The organism is Rhizobium sp. RU35A (assembly GCF_900156005.1).
GTDB lineage: Bacteria > Pseudomonadota > Alphaproteobacteria > Rhizobiales > Rhizobiaceae > Neorhizobium > Neorhizobium straminoryzae.
Genome location: NZ_FTMR01000004.1, coordinates 268,326 through 286,481, shown reverse-complemented (window position 1 = coordinate 286,481; position 18,156 = coordinate 268,326). Strand labels below are relative to the sequence as shown.

At 62.6% G+C, this 18,156-nt stretch carries 10 protein-coding genes; 4 read left to right on the top strand and 6 right to left on the bottom strand.

From position 1 onward, the window contains the following. Positions 1–14: 14 nt before the first annotated feature. From F3H95_RS11840 to F3H95_RS11825, 4 genes are read right to left on the bottom strand one after another with little or no spacing between them, the layout of a single operon-like run. Positions 15–839, bottom strand: coding sequence for an amidohydrolase family protein (locus F3H95_RS11840; RefSeq protein WP_149746117.1), 825 nt, complete (start codon positions 837–839; stop codon positions 15–17). Positions 840–863: 24 nt separating this feature from the next. Further along, the gene (locus F3H95_RS11835; protein WP_149746116.1) at positions 864–1,289 is read right to left on the bottom strand and encodes an RbsD/FucU domain-containing protein; all 426 of its coding nucleotides are present in this window, start codon (positions 1,287–1,289) and stop codon (positions 864–866) included. Between the two features lie 24 nt (positions 1,290–1,313). After that, entirely contained in the window at positions 1,314–2,345 is a 1,032-nt protein-coding gene (locus tag F3H95_RS11830) for an aldo/keto reductase (protein ID WP_149746115.1), read from the bottom strand. Between the two features lie 40 nt (positions 2,346–2,385). After that, positions 2,386–3,498 carry an iron-containing alcohol dehydrogenase gene (locus tag F3H95_RS11825; protein WP_149746114.1) on the bottom strand — a complete coding sequence of 371 codons (1,113 nt, stop codon included), beginning with the start codon at positions 3,496–3,498 and terminating at the stop codon, positions 2,386–2,388. Positions 3,499–3,764: 266 nt separating this feature from the next. Here F3H95_RS11825 and F3H95_RS11820 point away from each other — a divergent pair, with 266 nt between their 5' ends. Genes F3H95_RS11820 through F3H95_RS11805 form a run of 4 tightly spaced genes read left to right on the top strand, consistent with a single transcriptional unit; the run spans position 3,765 to position 8,422 of the window. Then, entirely contained in the window at positions 3,765–4,448 is a 684-nt protein-coding gene (locus tag F3H95_RS11820) for a GntR family transcriptional regulator (RefSeq protein WP_149746113.1), read from the top strand. A gap of 2 nt (positions 4,449–4,450) precedes the next feature. Then, entirely contained in the window at positions 4,451–5,983 is a 1,533-nt protein-coding gene (locus tag F3H95_RS11815) for an altronate dehydratase family protein (protein WP_142881168.1), read from the top strand. A 44-nt stretch (positions 5,984–6,027) separates the two neighbouring features. After that, complete coding sequence (locus F3H95_RS11810; RefSeq protein WP_149746112.1) at positions 6,028–7,596, top strand: GMC family oxidoreductase; 1,569 nt, start codon at positions 6,028–6,030, stop codon at positions 7,594–7,596. A gap of 28 nt (positions 7,597–7,624) precedes the next feature. Then, positions 7,625–8,422: a glucose 1-dehydrogenase gene (locus F3H95_RS11805; protein ID WP_149746111.1), complete on the top strand. Its 798-nt coding sequence runs from the start codon at positions 7,625–7,627 to the stop codon at positions 8,420–8,422. A 198-nt stretch (positions 8,423–8,620) separates the two neighbouring features. Here the strand turns inward: F3H95_RS11805 and F3H95_RS11800 are convergent, their stop codons facing one another. Continuing rightward, on the bottom strand, positions 8,621–10,351 hold the full coding sequence (locus F3H95_RS11800; protein ID WP_210248558.1) for a ShlB/FhaC/HecB family hemolysin secretion/activation protein: 1,731 nt from the start codon (positions 10,349–10,351) through the stop codon (positions 8,621–8,623). Positions 10,352–10,526: 175 nt separating this feature from the next. Then, the gene (locus tag F3H95_RS11795; protein ID WP_149746110.1) at positions 10,527–17,744 is read right to left on the bottom strand and encodes a GLUG motif-containing protein; all 7,218 of its coding nucleotides are present in this window, start codon (positions 17,742–17,744) and stop codon (positions 10,527–10,529) included. Positions 17,745–18,156 lie beyond the last annotated feature (412 nt).

The following is an 18,156-nucleotide window of genomic DNA, read 5'->3' as shown; positions in this document are numbered from 1 at the left end:
CCGACCGGCCGATGTCAGACGCCATAGAAGCGGGCGGCGTTATCCTCGAAAATCTGGCGTAACGCCTGCGGTCCGAAATGCCTGGAGAGCAGGGTTCGGGCGAGATTGGCGACTTCAGAATAATGCGCTGCGAGCGTGCAGACCGGCCAGTCGCTGCCGAACATCAGCCGGTCGGCCCCGAAGCAGCGGGCGACGTGATCAACGTAAGGGGCAAAGTCCGCCAGCCCCCAGTCGGCGCGCGCCTCCGTGACCATGCCCGAGACCTTGCAGGAGACATTCGGGAAGGTTGCGATCTCCTCGATATGCGCCCGCCAGGGATCGAGAATGCCGTTTGCGATGTCGGGCTTGGAGATGTGGTCCACAACGGCTCTGAGTGTCGGAACCTCTTTCAGCGCGGCAATTACATGCGGCAGATGCTGGGTAAAGGTCAGGATGTCGAAGGGTAGACCATGCTCTGCAACGGTCTTCAGGCTGTCGAGCACGCTTGGCCGCAAGATGTAGGCGTCATCGTCAAGCCCCTGCAGCATGGGCCGGATGCCGACGAATTTCGGGTGCTGCCGGTAGCGGCCGAGACGTGCGGCAAAGTCGGTCGCCTCCATGTCGATCCATCCGACGACACCGGCGACGAAATCCGTTTTCTCCGCGACCTCCAGCAGGAAATCGGTTTCGGCTTCCGTCTGCGCCGCCTGAACGAGAATGGTGCGGGTGATGCCCGCCCGCCGCATGTCCCGCGCCAGATCGCTTGGCAGGAAATCCCGGTAGATGGGGCCGAGTTCGGGTGTCAGCCAGCCGTAATCGCCGCGCTCCACCTTCCAGAAGTGTTGGTGACTGTCGAGCATAAGGGCCTCCTCCCCGGTGGCGCGTCAGGCGGGACGCACCACGCCCTTCTTGAGGATGATGTTGCCGTAGAGCCGCCGCTCGCCCGTGGACACCACGGCAAAGGCGGTCTTCGAGCGGTCGTAGAAGGCAAAGCGATCGATGGGCTGGAGGTCGATGCGGCGATGCTCGGCACGTTCGATCAGGGTTTCGAACTCGGCATAGATGGCGGGGCGCTCCCCGGGCACATCCATGACGGCAGCAGGAAAATCGACAAAGTCATCGAGCGGCAGCAGGGAGAGGATCGCTTCCAGCACCGCGCAGGCATCGATACCCGGCATCTGGACGAGACGTTCCGCCACCGCCACGGCGGGGAAATTGGCGTCCGTGATCACGATTTCGTCGCCATGGCCCATCTCTGCCAGAATGGCCAGAAGATCGCCGGTCAGAAGGGGATGGATGGTCTTCAGCATGCTATGTCTCCCGGACTGTATCGATCAGCGGTTGGTCAGGCCCCTGGACTTCAGCGTCGCCCAAAGCTCCTCGGGAATGTCCTGTTCGAACCATTCGATGTTGGCGGCGATCTGCGCCGCCGTCTTCGCGCCTATTGCGACGCAGGTGGTCGCCGGATGGCGCAAGGGAAACTGGATGGCGGCGGCAGGGAGCGGCACGCTGAAGCTGTCGCAGACAGCGCGCAGCTGTTCGGCGCGCTCGATCATATCGGCGGGCGCGTCGGCATAGTTGAACTTTCGCCGGCCGGAGGTTGAAGCCAGAATCCCGGAATTGAAGACGCCGGCCACCACCAGCGCCATGCCGCGCCGTTCGGCCAGCGGCAGGAATTCCTCCTCGGCATCCTGATCGAGAAGCGTATAGCGACCGGCCAGCATGGAACAGTCGAGATCGGCCTCCTCCAGCGCATCGCGGATGATCTGCCACTCGTTGACCCCAAGGCCGAAGCCCCTGATGTCGCCGGCATCGCGCAGTTCGGAGAGCGCCTTGAAGCCGCCGCCCCTGGTCAATGCGGTCCAGTGATGCTCATGCAGATCGGCATGGGTGACGCGACCGATGTCGTGCACAAAGAGAAGGTCGGGACGGGGAAAACCGAGACGCTGCTGGCTATCATCGAAGCTGCGCATCACGCCGTCGTAGCTGTAGTCGAACACCTCGCGGAAATCGAGCCCGTTCCACCAGCCGGGATCAAGGGGGTTCTTCGGGGGTGCGGGGGGCAGTGTGCGGCCGGCCCGCTCGGTGGTCATCAGGCGACCGACCTTGGTGGAAATCACCCAGTCGCGGCTTTCCGGGCTCTTTTCCCTCAGCAATTCCCCGACGAGATGTTCGGCGCGGGTGTTGCCGTACATCGGCGCCGTGTCGAAATAGCGAAGTCCTGCATTCCAGGCTTCGGTCAGCATGGCCGTGGCATCCTCTTTCGCCACGGGGGCGTAAAGGCCACCCAGCGGCGCGCTGCCCACGCCGAGGGCGGTGACGCTGATGCCGGTTTTGCCAACGGGACGTTTGTCAGTCGCTTTCATGGTTCTTCAATTCCTGGATTGGGGATGCGCCGTAATGGCCTCAGGCCGATTCCTGCAGAAGCATCCGGTAGTCTTCCCGGCTCGCGCGCCGCGGATTGGTGGCATGGCAATGATCCATCAGCGCTTCGCCGGAAACCTTGTCCATCATTGCGTCCGTCACGCCCATTGCGGTGAGGCCGGAGGGCATGCCGATATCGCGGTTCAACGCGGCGATGACCTCATCCGGCTGACCGCTGAGGATTTCGGTCATCACATCCCACTTTTCGCCGATCACCGGGCGGTTGAAGCGCAGCACGGCCGGCATCAGCACGGCATTCAGCGTGCCGTGATGCAGGTTGAGTTCGCGAATGGCGCCGAGTGGATGGGTCAGCGCATGCACGGCGCCGAGACCTTTCTGGAAGGCCATGGCCCCCTCGAGCGCTGCCATCATCATGTCCCAGCGGGCGTTACAGTCCTGGCCATCGGCCACCGCCTTGCGGATCGCGGGAAAGCCGCGCTTCAACCCGTCGAGCGCAATCGCATCGGCGGGCGGGTTGATCGATGGCCCCATATAGGTTTCGAGACAGTGCGAGAGCGCATCCATGCCCGTCGCTGCGGTAAGAAACGGTGGCAGCCCGTAGGTCAGTTCCGGATCGCAAAGCGCAATCGACGGCAGCATGTGAGCGCTGAGGATGCCGAGCTTGCGCCCCTCCGCCGTGATGATGACGGCGGCGCGGCCGACTTCGGACCCCGTGCCCGAGGTGGTGGGCACGGCAATCATCGGGCATATCCTGCCATGGATCTTCGCGGCGCCGCCTTCCACGGCCGTATATTGCGCAAGCGGCGCAGCATGGCCGGTCAGCAGCCGTACGGCCTTGGCGAGGTCGAGAGACGACCCGCCGCCCAGACCGACGATGCCGTCGCACTTCTCCGCATCATAAAGGGCGTAAGCGGCCATGACGGCATCCTCAGTCGGATTGGCCGGTGTCGCGTCGAACACGACCGGTCTCCGGTCGAAGAGCGCCAGGACCTGGTCGACGAGGCCTGTCGAAACCAGCCCCTTGTCCGTCGCGATCAGAGGCTGACGCACACCAAGTTCGGCCAGCAGGCCCGGAAGCCTTGAGATGGAGCCCGCATCGAATTCGATGCGCGTGAGATAATTGATGGTCGCCATGTGCTGCCTGTCTTTCGGCCATCGGCTCTGCGCGCGAGCCGATATGGCTGCGCCTTGCCGGTGCGATGTCACTGTCTTTTATGCTGATGATGGCCCGGGCCGGCCTCCTCGCCAGCCCGGGCGTTCGCTCCCTTGAGGTCTGCAAATTTCCTCTTGCGCCCCAAACTAATATATGAGTTATATAAATGCAGATCGAAAAGCAGCTGTCAACATGGTTCTGAAACTTCCTGTGAACCTCCTAAAATGTTGATTTTCGTGAGATTGATATGGATACAGACAAAGTAAGACCTGTCCCAAAGGCTGAACAAATATATTGGTTGTTGAGGCAGGCGATTGTCCATCTAGAGATGCAGCCAGGGGCGGTGATCTCCGAGAAGGAGCTTTGCGCCGAGTTCGGCGTATCCCGCACGCCGGTCCGTGAGGCCTTGCAGCGGCTTGCGGACGAGGGGCTCGTCGACATCTTTCCGCACTCCGGCACCTATGTCAGCCGCATCTCGTTCAAGGTGGCAGAGGAAGGTTTCGTCATTCGGCGCGCGCTCGAGATCGAAAGCGTGCGCAAGGCCGTGGCCAATGTCACCGACGCCGAGATCGACCGTCTCAAGACGCTGATCGCCCAGATGGAAGGCATTCTCGCGAGCAATGAGCTCGAGAAGTATCTCGACTGCGACGACATGTTCCACAGCGCGATTGCCGGCATCAGCGGCTATCCGCGGATCTGGAAATTCATCACCCTTGCGAAGGTGCATCTCGATCGCATGCGCCAACTGAGCGCACCGGTTCCCGGCCATCTGGCGATGGTGACAGAGCAGCACGACACCATCGTGCGGGCATTGGCAAGCCGCAATGCCGATCAGGCGGAGCTGGCCATGCGCATCCATCTCGACACGTCCTTCGCGGTCATGGCGCGAATGTATGAAGAGCAGGGCGCCCTCTTTGACGGAAAGGAATGAGAATGACGATCTATTCGGCTTCGTCGCCTCTGTTGCGGCTGAATGCGCTCGATAACGTGGCGGTTGCCCGCATAACGCTTGAGCCGGCCGCACTTCCGGAGCTTGGGGGTGCAAGCCCGAGCAGCAGGATCACGCAGGGCCACAAGGTTGCAATCGTGTCCCTGGCACCTGGCGATGCCATCGTCAAATACGGACAGGTCATTGGTTTCGCGACTCGCGAAATCCGCGTTGGCGACCATGTTCATACCCACAACATGGCCATGCGGGACGTGGAGCTTGCCCATGAATTCTGTGTGGATGCCAGGGAGGTGGCGCTTGTCCCCGCCCCGGCGACATTTCTGGGGTTCGAACGGCCGAACGGCGAGGCGGGAACGCGCAACTACATTGCCATCGTTTCCTCGGTGAACTGTTCGGCCACGGTCGCCAAGGCCGTTGCGCAGCATTATGCCCTGCCGGGGCGGCTTGAGGCCTATCCCAATGTCGATGGCGTCATTGCGCTCACCCATGCGGGCGGCTGCGCCATCAACACGGCGGCGGAAGGCTATCGCTATCTCACCCGCACGCTGGCCGGTTATGCCACCCATGCCAATGTTGGCGGCGTGGTCATGATCGGTCTTGGCTGCGAAACCAACCAGATCCCCGCCCTGCTTGCCGCGCATGGCCTCAAGGAGGGAGAACGGTTCCATACACTCACCATCCAGGCAACCGGCGGCACGCGTAAATCGATCGAGGCGACCATCGCCGCAATCGACGCGATGCTGCCTGCGGTCAATGCGCTGGAGCGCACGCCGCAGCCGGTATCGAAGCTGAAGCTCGCGCTGGAATGTGGCGGATCGGACGGCTATTCCGGCATCTCGGCCAATCCTGCGCTCGGCCATGCGGCCGATCTTCTGGTGAGCCATGGCGGCACGGCCTGTCTGGCGGAGACGCCGGAAATCTACGGTGCCGAACATCTGCTGACACGCCGCGCGAGGAACCCGGAGGTGGCGCAGAAGCTTCTGCAGCGCATCGAGTGGTGGCGCGATTACGCCGAACGCGGGCAGGCAGAGCTCAACAACAATCCCTCGCATGGCAACAAGGCGGGCGGCCTGACCACCATTCTTGAAAAATCGCTGGGTGCTGTCGCCAAGGGCGGCACGACGCGGCTCAACGCCGTCTACGAATATGCCGAGCGGATTACCGAAAGCGGGTTCGTGTTCATGGATACGCCCGGCTACGATCCGATTGCTGTGACCGGGCAGGTGGCGGGCGGCTGCACGGTCATCTGCTTCACCACCGGGCGTGGCTCGGTCTCGGGCTTCAAGCCCGCGCCATCGCTGAAGCTTGCCACGAACACCCCGATGTATGAGCGGATGCAGGAGGACATGGACCTGAATTGCGGCACCATCGTCACCGGTGACGAGACGGTGGAGGAGGTCGGCCGGCGCATCTTCGAGGCGGTGATCGCCACAGCGTCCGGCGCGCGAACGCTGAGTGAAACCTACAATTATGGCGATAACGAATTCGTGCCCTGGCAGGTGGGCGCAATCATGTGAGGAGCGCCCTTCGGAGGAAGGACACGCAGGCACGGGAGAGAGACATGAGTGAGTTGAAGACATTTTACGATGTGATCATCGTGGGAGCGGGCGTTGGTGGTGGTGCCCTTGCCAATCGCCTGGCCGATAGCGGCCGCAGCATCCTGATGATCGAACGCGGGCCGCGCCTGGTCCGCGAGGACGACAACTGGAGCGTCGACGCCGTTTTTCACAAGAAGAAATATGCCACAAAGGAGGAGTGGCGCGACAGGCAGGGCCAGCTCTTCAATCCCAGCACCTATTACTATGTGGGGGGTAACAGCAAGTTCTTCGGCGCGGCGACGCTGCGCTTTCGCCGGGAGGATTTCGAGGACCTGCAGCACGAGGCGGGCGTGGCGCCGGCCTGGCCGGTTTCCTATGACGAGTTCGAGCCCTATTACGCTATCGCCGAGCGTTTGATGGGAACCCATGGCACGGCGGGGCTTGATCCGACCGAGCCGCCGCGCTCTGGTCCGATGCCGCACCCGGCCATCGGCCATGAACCCGAAATCGCCTTCTTCGAGAAGAAGCTGAAGGCGCGTGGACTTAATCCGTTTCCGCTGCCGATCGCCATCGATTACCATCAGGGTGGCAGCTGTATCCGCTGTCGCACCTGCGACGGTTTCGCCTGCAAACTGGGCGCGAAGGGCGATGCGGAAGTGCGCCTGGTCAATCCGGCGCTGGCTAGGGCCAGGGGCAAGATCGAACTGATCACCGAAACCTTCGTGCATCGCCTGCTGACCGATCCGGGCGGCAAGCGCGTCACCGGCGTGGAACTGACCCACAGGGGGGAGCGGCAGGTGGTCGAGGCCGATCTTTTCGTCTCCAGTGCCGGCGCCATCAATTCGGCAGCACTTTTGCTGCGCTCGGCCAATGATGCCCACAAGCGCGGTCTCGGCAACAACATGTCCGATCAGCTTGGCCGCAATTACATGGCCCATAACAACACGGCGATGATGGCGATCTCGCCGTTCAAGAAAAATCGCGTGGTCTTCCAGAAGTCGATGGCCATCAATGATTTCTACCTCGCCAACAGCGAGAAGCCCTATCCGCTCGGCAATGTGCAGGGGCTTGGCAAGTTGCAGGGCGGCATGCTGACGGCGAGTGCCGCCTGGGCGCCGGAATGGCTGATGTCGGCCTTTGCCGATCGCAGCGTGGACTGGTGGCTTATGTCGGAGGACCTGCCCGACCCGGACAACCGCGTGACCGTCGATCCCGATGGTCGCATCCGCCTCAGCTATACCGCCAACAACCTGAAATCCCACAATGAGCTGGTGAAGGTCTGGTCGCGTATCATGCGGTCGCTCGGCTATCCGCTGATCATCACCAACAAGATGGATATCAAGGTCTCCATGCATCAGTGCGGCACCGTGCGCTTCGGAAAGGTGCCGGAAAGCTCGGTGCTGGACCCGCATTGCAAGGTCTGGGATATCGACAATCTCTATGTTGTCGATGCCTCCTTCCTGCCGTCCTCGACGGCGGTTAACCCGTCGCTCACCATCGTCGCACAGGCGCAGCGCACCGCCGAACATATTCTCGCCCGCTGGGGCGAAACCGTGACCGCCACGCCCGAAGCATCGCCGACGGCTGCCTGAAACATCCAATTTTCTGGGAGGAAAGACAATGTCCAACACGGCAACAGACTATCGCCGCCTGTTCGATCTCACGGGCCGCAGGGCCATCGTCACCGGCGGGTCGCGCGGTATCGGCAAGGCCCTGGCCGAGGCACTGGCCGCCCATGGCGCGGATGTCGCCATCGTTGTCCGCTCCACGATGGAGCGTGCCGAGGACGTGGCTGCCGGTCTGAGGGCGCAGGGGCGCGACAGCTTTGCTGTTCAGGCCGACGTGTCCGATGAAGGCGATGTCGAACGCATGACGCAGGCCGTGGTCGATCGCTTCGGCCGAATCGACATCCTCATCAACAATGCCGGTATTGTGCTCCCGACGCCCGCCGAAGACTGCAGCCTCGACCAATGGCGGCAGACCATGGCCGTCAATCTCGATGGGGTCTTCCTGGTCTCCAAGCATGTCGGGCGGCAGATGATCGCGCAGAAGAGCGGTTCGATCATCAATATCGGCTCCATGTCGGGGCGGATCGTCAACTGGCCCTTCCGCCATGCCGCCTATAACGTGTCCAAGGCCGGCGTGCATATGCTCACAAAGGCGCTTGCAACCGAATGGGCCGAGCACAACATTCGCGTCAACGCGCTTGCGCCCGGTTATATCCGCACGGAACTGACCGACGAAGTTCTGCGCGAGCATCCGGATGTGGTTGCCAATCATTGGGCAAGGGGCGCGGTACAGAACCGGATCGGCACCGTGGAGGAGCTTGCCGGATCCGTTGTCTACCTTGCCAGCGATGCAGGGTCGTTTACCACTGGCGAGGTGATCACCGTCGATGGCGGCCTGACGCTGCGATAGAGGCCGCCTTCTGTCGGGAAGCGGGCCATCGCCGCAAACGCAGGGGGGACAAGCCCGCGACGCAACATCCTGGGTCCGGCGTTCTCGTCGGACCCTCATCAACGGTCGCAATCCTCCGATCGCGCCCTCTCCTTCATGCCACGAGAGCGTCAATCCTGCTGATGCGGCCGGGGCTGCCGTCCAGGCCGCCGCGTCGCCTCAGAAGCTTGCGATGAAACGCATGTTGAAACGGTTTTCCGTGTCGAGGTCCGTTGCAGTTCCGTGCGCATATTCAAGGGTCAGCGTTGCCGCATGCGGACTTGCAATTTGCGACAGCCCGAAACGGGCGCCGATGCCGACGGACGTGGCGCGCGTGATGCCATCTTCGACGGACGTTGGCTGTTCGAGCTTCGCAATGCCGGCCGCGGCGAAAAGATAGGGCGCAAATGCGCCGCCAAACGGATCGGCAAGGGCGAGTTGCATGGGGAAGGAGATTTCCGCGCGCAATGCGGCACCTGCGTCCCCCTGCAGCTTGCCGCTGTCGAAGGCGGACAGCCAGTCGAAACCGCCCAATCCAAACTGCTCGGAGGATGCCAGGGCGTCGCCGAACGAAGTCTGTGCCTTGGTCGAGACGGACAGATGGACCTGTTCGTTCAGGAAGGACTGGCCATAGCCGAGCGAGAGTTCAAGCTTGCGGAAATCCGGCTCCGCGCCGTCGCGTGATAGAGGCAGGACAAACGTCCCGGAACGGGCGCCAAGGGCATCGAGGCCAAACGACGCGGTGAGGCTGCCGGATATAGAGCCGCCCCATGGCAGGATGGCATCCGCCGTCTGGGTCAGGCGGAAGATCCGCAATTGATCCTCGGTAAAAGGCGTCGTGATGCCGCCGAGATCCAGTCGCTGCTGTTCCTGCGTCACATCCAGGGAAACGGCAGAACTCGCATTGATGTCCCGGCTGCGCAGCCAGCTGTAGCCAAGCTTGGTGGAAAGCCGCTGATAGTGATCCTCGAGTGTGTAGGCCAGCGCGGAGGTGGGGTGCGTGCGGCTATCCACGGCTTCCATGTTCAGCCATGCCCCATCGGTTCCCAGCGGAAGGGTGAAGCCGGCGATGATCTGGCGGTTGCGCGGATCGTCGCTGAAGATGCCCTGATTGAGGCCGGGATAGCCGTTGATGCGGAGATAGCCGACGTCGCCAAGCCCCAGCGGGTTGTTGAAGTCCAGACCGAGCCCAAGGCTATAGTGGCCCAGATTGGGGGCCAGGCTGTTATCCAGCGTCATGGTTGCGGTCACGGCGTCGTACCGGCCATCGATGACGAGGATGGTGCCCCCTGGGCTCGTCCCGGCCTTCAGCGTTGATCGCAGCATGACGCCGGGAATGTCTCCCGCCAGAAGCAGACGGCGCTCCAGTTCGGCCTTCGTCAGGCCCGACCTGCCGACAAGCGGAGCAAGCATGGCATCGACCCGCGCGCGTACTGCCTGCGGCAGCGCGGAGCTGTCGACGGATTCCACCTGTCCGTCCGTGACGACGAGGCGCAGCGGCCTGCCGTTTTTCACCGTCTGGGGCGGCAGGCTGACGCGCACCAGGAGATAGCCAGCCTTCGCATAGGCCTCTTCCAGCTTGCGTGCGGCGGCAAACAGATCCGCGCCCGTCACCTGCCGGCCCTTGAGCCAGGCTTCCACGGCTGCGGTTTCTGCGGCAAGCTCGGGCCGTCCGCCTTCGACGACCAGACCCGAGGGCGTTACCGTCAGCTTTTCGGCCCCTTTCGGTGCGTCCTGCCCGGTGGAGCCATCCAGCGACAAGCCGCCCTCGATGGGGCGCACCACCGGCGGCGCATAGCTCGGCGCAACCAGCTGGCCTGCCGTCTGGGCCTTTGCAATGTTTGCAGGTGTGACCAGCGCGGCCGCAAGGACCACGGAACCCATACCCGCCGTCATAATCGACTTCATCATGTGCAGTGCTACTGTCATTGACCGGATGAGGGCGCCTGGCGGGGTGCCTGTCCTGTGGGTTGGAGGCGGGCTGTCGAAGGCGTTGGCCTGGAAACAGGGTCTTGACGCCTTGCGGAACGGTTCGGTGTCGGCCGCGGTTCGCCCGATCCCGCGAAGAGGGCATGCCAAAAGGTCATCAGTTCAAGCCGCATGTTGCCCCCTGCCGATCCTGCAATGCACAGACGGGGCCCCGAAGCTGGCGATGTTCCACGCTCATGAGGACATTCTCCTCAAGGCTCGCCGTTCCTGCGGACTCCCAGGTATAGAGAACACCCTGGAGAGTGTTGATTGACGCAGGCGCGACGATCGGCGGATCCGGAAGATGGCCCGCCGTTGCAAAGCCGGTGGGGGTCACGCGCCCATCTACCTGGAAGGTTCCGTCGACGTAGTTCAGCAGATAATTGCCGACAGCTGTTCCGCTGAGGACGCCACCCGCGGCGAAGGTCAGATACCCTCCGCCTGCAGGTGAGGTGGCGGTCGCGTCTGTCGATACCGTAACGCCGGACAGCATGGTGGCATTGTCGCTGTTCTTCCAGCCCGTGACGCCGTAGCTCAGCGAAGGCACCGGTCCGCCATAGGGCATGCGGCCGTTCTGCGCGGTAATCGTCAGGGTTGCTGGATTGATGGTCACATCCGCACCGACATAGGTGATGTCGTAGTTGGCATTGGACAGGGAGCCCTGCGCGATCCCGTAGGTTCCGACATCGGAGAGGGAGGTCGCGGTGGTGTTGAGGGTGCCCGAGAGACTGTCGCCGATCACAAGGCTGCCACTGGTCACCCGATATGTAAGGCCGGGCACCGCATCCCCATAGACCATGACGCCGGCATCTGCCGCAACGGTGATGGCGCGCCGGTCAATGGTGAGGGAGCCGGCCACGAAATCGATATCGTAGCCGAGTTGACCGGAATAGAGCCCGGAGAGCTTGAGGTTGCTGCCGGAATAAGTGCCGGCATCATCGCTCGATGCGGTGTAGATGGCTGTTCCCGAGACCAGGCCCGCGGTGTAGCCGGATGGGCTGTAGGTCACCGTGCCCAGGCTGGAGGACGTCGTGGTTCCGTCATAGGTCTTGCTGCCATTGCCGCCCGTCACCGTGAGGCCGGTCATGAAGCTGCGCAGCAAGGGGGCGGTATAGCCATCATAGATGCGCCAGATGGAGGATGTTCCGCCATCGTCATCAATGTTCCAGCCGGCGCCGGTGAAGGTGGAAAGAGCGGTCATCTGCGGGGTTGCAAGTCCGACCACGCCTGTGGAGGACCCCGCTCCGATGCCGAGCGCGCTTCCAGATGTTGACGTGTTCCAGAAACTTGCCGTGACGGGCCCCGAATTGAGATAGCCGATGAACCCACCGCCGTAGGTGGCGCCGCTGGCTGAGCCGGTTGAATAGCTGTTCGAAACCGCGCCGTCATTGTATCCGACGAAGCCCCCGGCATAGCTTCCGGCAGACACATTGCCGGTCCCGTAGGACTCTGAAATGTCTGCGTTATTGCGACCGACAAGGCCACCGGCATAGGTGGTGCCGTTCACCGCGCCCGTGGCGAAGGTGTTGGAGATGTCACCGGAGTTCACGGCAACAAGGCCGCCGGAATACAGGCCGCCCGATGCATTGCCTGTAGCGTAGGAGCCGGTGATGGTGCCCGAATTTACCGCCACGAGGCCCGCCGTTGTCGTGTTGGTCGCAGTGCTGCTCGTCACCGTGCCGGTGGCAAAGGAATTGCTGATCGAGGCGCTGGCATTTTGGCTCGCGCCGGCAAGACCACCCGCACTCACGTTGGCCTGGGAATTGGTCACGGTCGCCGAGGAGGACGAGTTGATGATCTCCCCGTTGCCCTGATTGTTGCCGACGAGGCCCCCGAGATAACCGGAGCCAGCGTTCGGATTTCCGGTGTTGAGGACGGTGCCTGAGGTTTTGACATTGTTAATGGTGCCCAGGTTGGAGGCCGCCAGCACGCCGGCGACGACGCCGTTCACGCTCGCGTCGACCGTGAGATTGCTGACGGTGGCGCCGGCACCGATCACGCCGAACAGACCGGCCCGACCGGAGTTATCCGCGAAAAGACCGCTGATCGTGTGGTTGGCGCCATCGAAATTGCCAAGGAAATTTGCAAGATTGGTGCCGATGGGGTTGAAGCCCATACCTGAATTCCAGTTCGCCGAGCCCGATGCGTCGATGTCGCCAGCAAGTGCGAAGTTCTGCGACAGCAGGCTGCTGGAGCCGATCCCCTGAAGGCCATAGAGGTCGGCAATCTGATAAGGGGTTGCCGCCGACCCGTCGCCGCTTGTCGCGCGCAGGAAGGTGGTTCCGCTGCCGAGCGTGAAATGGGTGGCGGCAAACGAAGGAAGTGTCGCCGCGGTCTGGCTCCAGGTGCCGCCGGAGAGGTTGAACGTGCCCACATCGACGGCGCTGGAGGTGGTGGCCGTGCCGCTGGCATTCACGATCAGCGTGCCGTTGCTGCCTGTGACTGCGCCGCCGAGGCTGATGTTTCCCCCGGAGGTGGTGGAAAGGGCCAGGCTCGAAGCCGTCGTCCACGATAGCGCATCGGCGATGGTAAGGGCCCCGGCCGCCGAGAGCGTGACCGCGCCGTTCACGCCCAGGGTGCCGCCACTGTCTATGTTCAGGAGACCGGAAGAGCCGATGTTGGCATTGAGCGTATAACTGCCCGTAGTGTTCAGATAGACCCCGTAGCCCGCCGAGGTGGTGAGGGGTGCGAAAGAGCTGGACGAGAGGAAGGACAGGTCGGCATCTGAATAGCTGCCACGCGCTGCGAGATAATTGGTGCGCGTCGCGGACAGCGTCGACTGGCCTGTGATGACGTGAGCGGCGGTGCCATAGATCGCAACGTTCTGAACGCCGTTCGAGCCTGGCACATCCGAGAACGCCGCACCCTGGGTGCTGCTGTTGTCGAGATAGGTGATGACGCCGGTGGCGGCCAGCGAAGAGGCGGGTGTCAGGATGTAATAATAGCCATTGCTCCCAGTGACTGCGCTGCCGATGCTGTTGCCGCCGGAAACCGCCGTCACGATCTGTCCGGGAAGCTGCGTTAAGCCTGCATCGCTGTAGGCGACTCCTGAAATGGCAACCGGGGTCGTGGGATAGCGCCAGCCGAAGTAGGGATAAAGGCTTGTGCCCGTGCTCCAGATGGAAGACGAAAACCCGGGGGGAAGGCTGCCTTGCAACTGCGCGGTGGTGCGTGCGGTGATCCCGCCGCTGCCGCCGAAGATACCGCTCGACTGGCCGCTGGTCTCGCTGTTCCAATAGGCCGAGGTGATGGCCGAACTGATGTTGTTGTTGTAACCGGCGAAGCCGCCGACTAGCGAACTGCCGGTCACATATCCCGTCGAATAGGCGTTGGTGATCGTGCCATGGACATAGTTCACGCCGACAAAGCCGCCGATATTGCTCGCGCCGGAAAGACCGATCACCCGGCCGGAAGCATAAGCATCGGTGATCGTGCCCTCGTTATGTCCGACAAGGCCGCCGACCGGCCCCATCGTGCCCGTGACTGTGCCGGTGGCATAGGACTGGGAAATGGTGCCGCCATCGTTCGAGATATAGCCGTTCGACCCCACAAGGCCGCCCACGTAGCCAACGGTGGCGCTGGTCCCGGTGCCGGTGACGTTTCCGGTGGCATAGGACTGCGTGATGGTGCCGCCGTTGATGAGATAGCCGACCAGCCCGCCAACATCCCAGCCCACGCCGGTCACGTCGCCGGACGCAGACGAGCCGCTGAGACTGCCGCCGTCGACCGTGCCGATGAGCCCGCCCGTATTGACCTCGTTCGTGCTCAGGCCCGACACGGTCGTGCTGGCGGACGCGGAGGAGACGGAACCGCCGGACATGTATCCGATCAGCGGTCCCACGTTGTCATTGCCGTCAATGCTGCCGCCAGAGAGCGTCACGTTGCTGATGGTCGCGCCGTTGGTATAGCCGAACAGACCGACATAATTGGTCGAAGCGCGGCTGATAGTCAGGCCCGTGATGGTATGGCCCTGGCCATCGAAGCTGCCGGTGAAGCCGGAGCTAGTGGTGCCGACTGGCGAAAAGCCGGAGGCACCCCACAGGCCACCATAATTGCCGTTGCCATCGACGGCCTGCGCCCTCGTCATGTTGATATTGGCACCCAGCTCATAGCTGGCGGACAAGTCCAGCGACATCAGTTGCAATGCCGTGGGGGTCGCGATCACTGTGGAATATTCGCTGCGCAGCATGGGCCGCGTCTCGCCCGCGATCATCACCCAAGTATTGGTGAAATCAAAACCGCTGTAAATTGATTGAGTGCGCGGAGCGCTGGAAATATCGGTCGCTGTTCCAGTGATGGTCGCGCTGGAGGCACTGCCAACGGCGGACGCCTGCCCCGTCGAATTGGCATCCCAATAGGCATTGTTGAGCGTAAAGGAACTGGGAGACGCAGGATCGTCGAAGCCGATCAGGCCGCCCGCGCTCGTTCCTGTCACTTTGCCGCTGGCATAGACATTGGTGAGCGTCAGGGGGGTGACGCTGAAGGTCTGCCCTATGAGCCCGCCGACATATGTCGCCCCCGTCACCGATCCGGTGGCGTAGGAATCGGAAATGTCGCTGCTGTAGAGTATGTAGCCTGCAAGTCCGCCGGCGCCGTTTGCCGAGACCGTCACCGATGCGGCGGAAGAGGCGTTGGATAAGTTTGAATCCACGAACCAGCCGGCAACGCCGCCGGCCTCCTGGAACGCTCCGATGGCGCCGGTCACATGAATGTTGGAGAAGATGGACGTGTCGGCCCAGCCCACCAGGCCACCCACGCGGGAGGAGCCGTTCATCGAGACATTGGACAGCGTGAGGTCCCGGACCGTGGCGGACGTTGTGTAGCCGAACAGTCCGATTTGGGATGTGCCGGGGCGGTTGACCGTCAGGCCGTCGACGAAGTGCCCGAGCCCTGTCAAGGTACCCGAGAAGCCCGCGCCGAAAACACCCACCGGAGCAAAGCCCGCACCACTGTTCCAGCTGGATGTGGCCGAGGCGTCGATGTCGTTGCCGAGGGCATAGTTTCCGGCGCCGCTCATGGCCTGAAGGCCGGTGACGTCATGGATCAGCGTATAGGAAGTGCCGTTGATGGAGAGCGAAGCTCCGCCATCCGGCAGGGAAACGCGGGCGCCATTGGTGAGTCTGTAGCTGCCGCCAGAGGAGAGACTGACAGATGCGTTGGAGCCGCTTTGGGTAATGTCCTTCGCGATGATCAGATTGCCGGCGGCGGAAAGGGTCAAGCTGGAGTTCGCGTGGGTGTCGATCAGCGCACCGTTTATGGTGAGATCGCCGGAGGTGGTGACCAGCGACAGCCCACCATTGCTCGTGACACTGCCGGAAACCGTCAGGGCCTGACCGTTTGTGAGGGCAAAGGATCCGGCCGCGCTCGATGTCCCCAGCGCGCCTACGAGATTGCCGGTGTTCGTGAGCGTGATGGCGCCACCATTGGCCGCCGCTGCTGTCAGCGTTCCGGCCCGGATCGCTGTGCCACCGGCCTGGCTGATGCCGCCTGAACCGGCGCTCAGCACCAGTCCGCTGCCGGCATTGCTTCCCGAGATATCGGCGTTGATGAAGACGCCACCGGTGCTGGCATCCGCAAGCAGGGACAAGGTGGTGGCGGCGCTCCACGACACGGCGGCAGCCACCGTGATGTTGCCCGCCTCGGCTCCACCGCCGTTCGTGGTGATTGCAACGTTGCTGGACGCAAGATAGGCATTCAGCGTGCTGCTGTTGATATTGGCGCCGCTGGCCGTTGGCGCAATGTTCCACGGGTTGCCCGATACCGCGATCGAGACATTGCCGCTGCCCGAAGATGAAACGGTGACGTTGTAGGGGTCAATCAGCCAGAGGCCGGCTTTTCCGCTCTGGGCAAGGGTTGAAACGGAGAGGTTGTCTCCAAGAAGCAGATTGTGCCCGGATGTCTCGATCGTGCCGCCGGCCGCGTCACCCGTCGCAGTCGCCGAGATGGCACCGGCAAAGATGGTCGTATCATCGGACCAGAGGACGACCTTGCCCCCCGCGCCCGCGGTCCCGTCGGCCCGGATCACGGCACCTTCGGCCATGAAGGTCTTGTCGGCATTGGGCAGGGCTTCCGGTGCGAATGTGGTGGCAGCGTTATGCCCGCCCTGATAATCGCCACCCAGAAGCACGATGCCCCCCGTCTGGCCGCTCGCATCGATCAGGGATCCGCTTTCCGCCGACACGCGATTGCCGGTGACGAGCACCGTGCCGCCCGATCCCGTTCCGGTGGAACTTGCATCGATTGTCGTATTTGAACCGATCACGGTGGCGCCATCCGCCGTGTCCGTCGCAGCCGCGATCCTGACTGTTCCGCCGCCTTTTGCGCCGGAGGCCGTCACGCGTGCCCCGTTGAGCGCCACCGACTTTCCGGTGACGGCAATCTTGCCGCCGCGGGCTGCCTGGGACTTCGCGGAGACCTTTCCGGAGATGGCGACATGCCCGCCGTCGCCGCCGCCGATCACGATCTCGCCGTTTCGACCTGACACGCTGTCTGCTTCGATCGAGCCGGAGATGTTGACCGCGTGGCGTGCCGCATTGCGGGCCGTAGCGGCCTTCATCACGACGGTTCCGCCTTCCGCCGCGATGGCGCCGGCATTTTCAACGAGGGCGCCATCGCCCTCCGCGCCGTTCTTGGTCGGCAGCGCGACCTGCAGGAAACCATCGCCGGACAGGTCAAGCGTTGCCTGCTCGCCGGAGCCAAGGCCGGCCTTGCCCAGCGGTACCGCAATCACGCCGTCATTCTTCACGGTGCCGCCGATCAGCGCTGCGTAACCACCGCGTCCGACAGTGATGATGCCCTCGTTCGACACACCTGCCGAGGCGCCATTGCCCTTGAAGCTGTACTGGCCGTTCAGGAAATCCTCGTTGGACACATCGAGCGTGGAGGCAACGAAGCCACCGCCGACATTGACGGCGCCTGTTGACGTGATGGCAATGCCGTTCGGGTTTATGAGGTACACCTGACCGTTGCCGGTCACTGTCCCGGCAATCGTCGATGTGGTGTTGCCGGTGACCCGGTTGAGGATGGCGGACGAAGAGCTTGGCTGGACAAAGGTAACCGAATGTCCCTGTCCGACGGAAAATCCATTCCAGTTGACAATTGCCTTGTCGGAACCCTGGGTGAGCGTCATTGCTGAGCCGGATGTCCCGATCGCAACGGAGCCGGACACCACCTGGCCGCCGTTTGGCAATGGCTCTCCCGCCTGCGCTGACCGGCCCGGCAGATAGGGTGCAACCAGCGCCGTCGAGGCAAGAAGTGCGATCGGGAGAGAAGGACGTGACCTTCGGGCGCTGACGGAGCCGTTCACAATCGAAACACAGTGTTCGCGTTGGCTCATCGTAGACAATCCCGATGTTGGGCCGGTTATCCCAGAACTGGGATATAATGGCGTAAAATCGATGCAGCCTTGGCTTATCGAGACAGCGTTGTTGTAGCCAAATCTTTTTCACTCATGGGTTTTATTAGGGTTGGAACGCCGAGTGGTCAATCGTGGGGCGGCGAAATATTTCGTCGACGACTTACATTGTGTCCCTGGTGCGTTACATTCCGTACCGAGCCCGCGACGCGGCGTTTTCAGGCCTGGTGTCTTTGGCCCGTCTTCAGCAGGTCACGTATTGCCATCTCTATCATGCCTGTTCATCTCCGGCGCGCCGTACCTTTCCGTCGTCTCGGACAAGACGGATTGCAAGGTAACGCAATCAGCCCCGCTCCTGGAACTTCGCCGCCGCCTGCGGGTTGATTTGTCGATC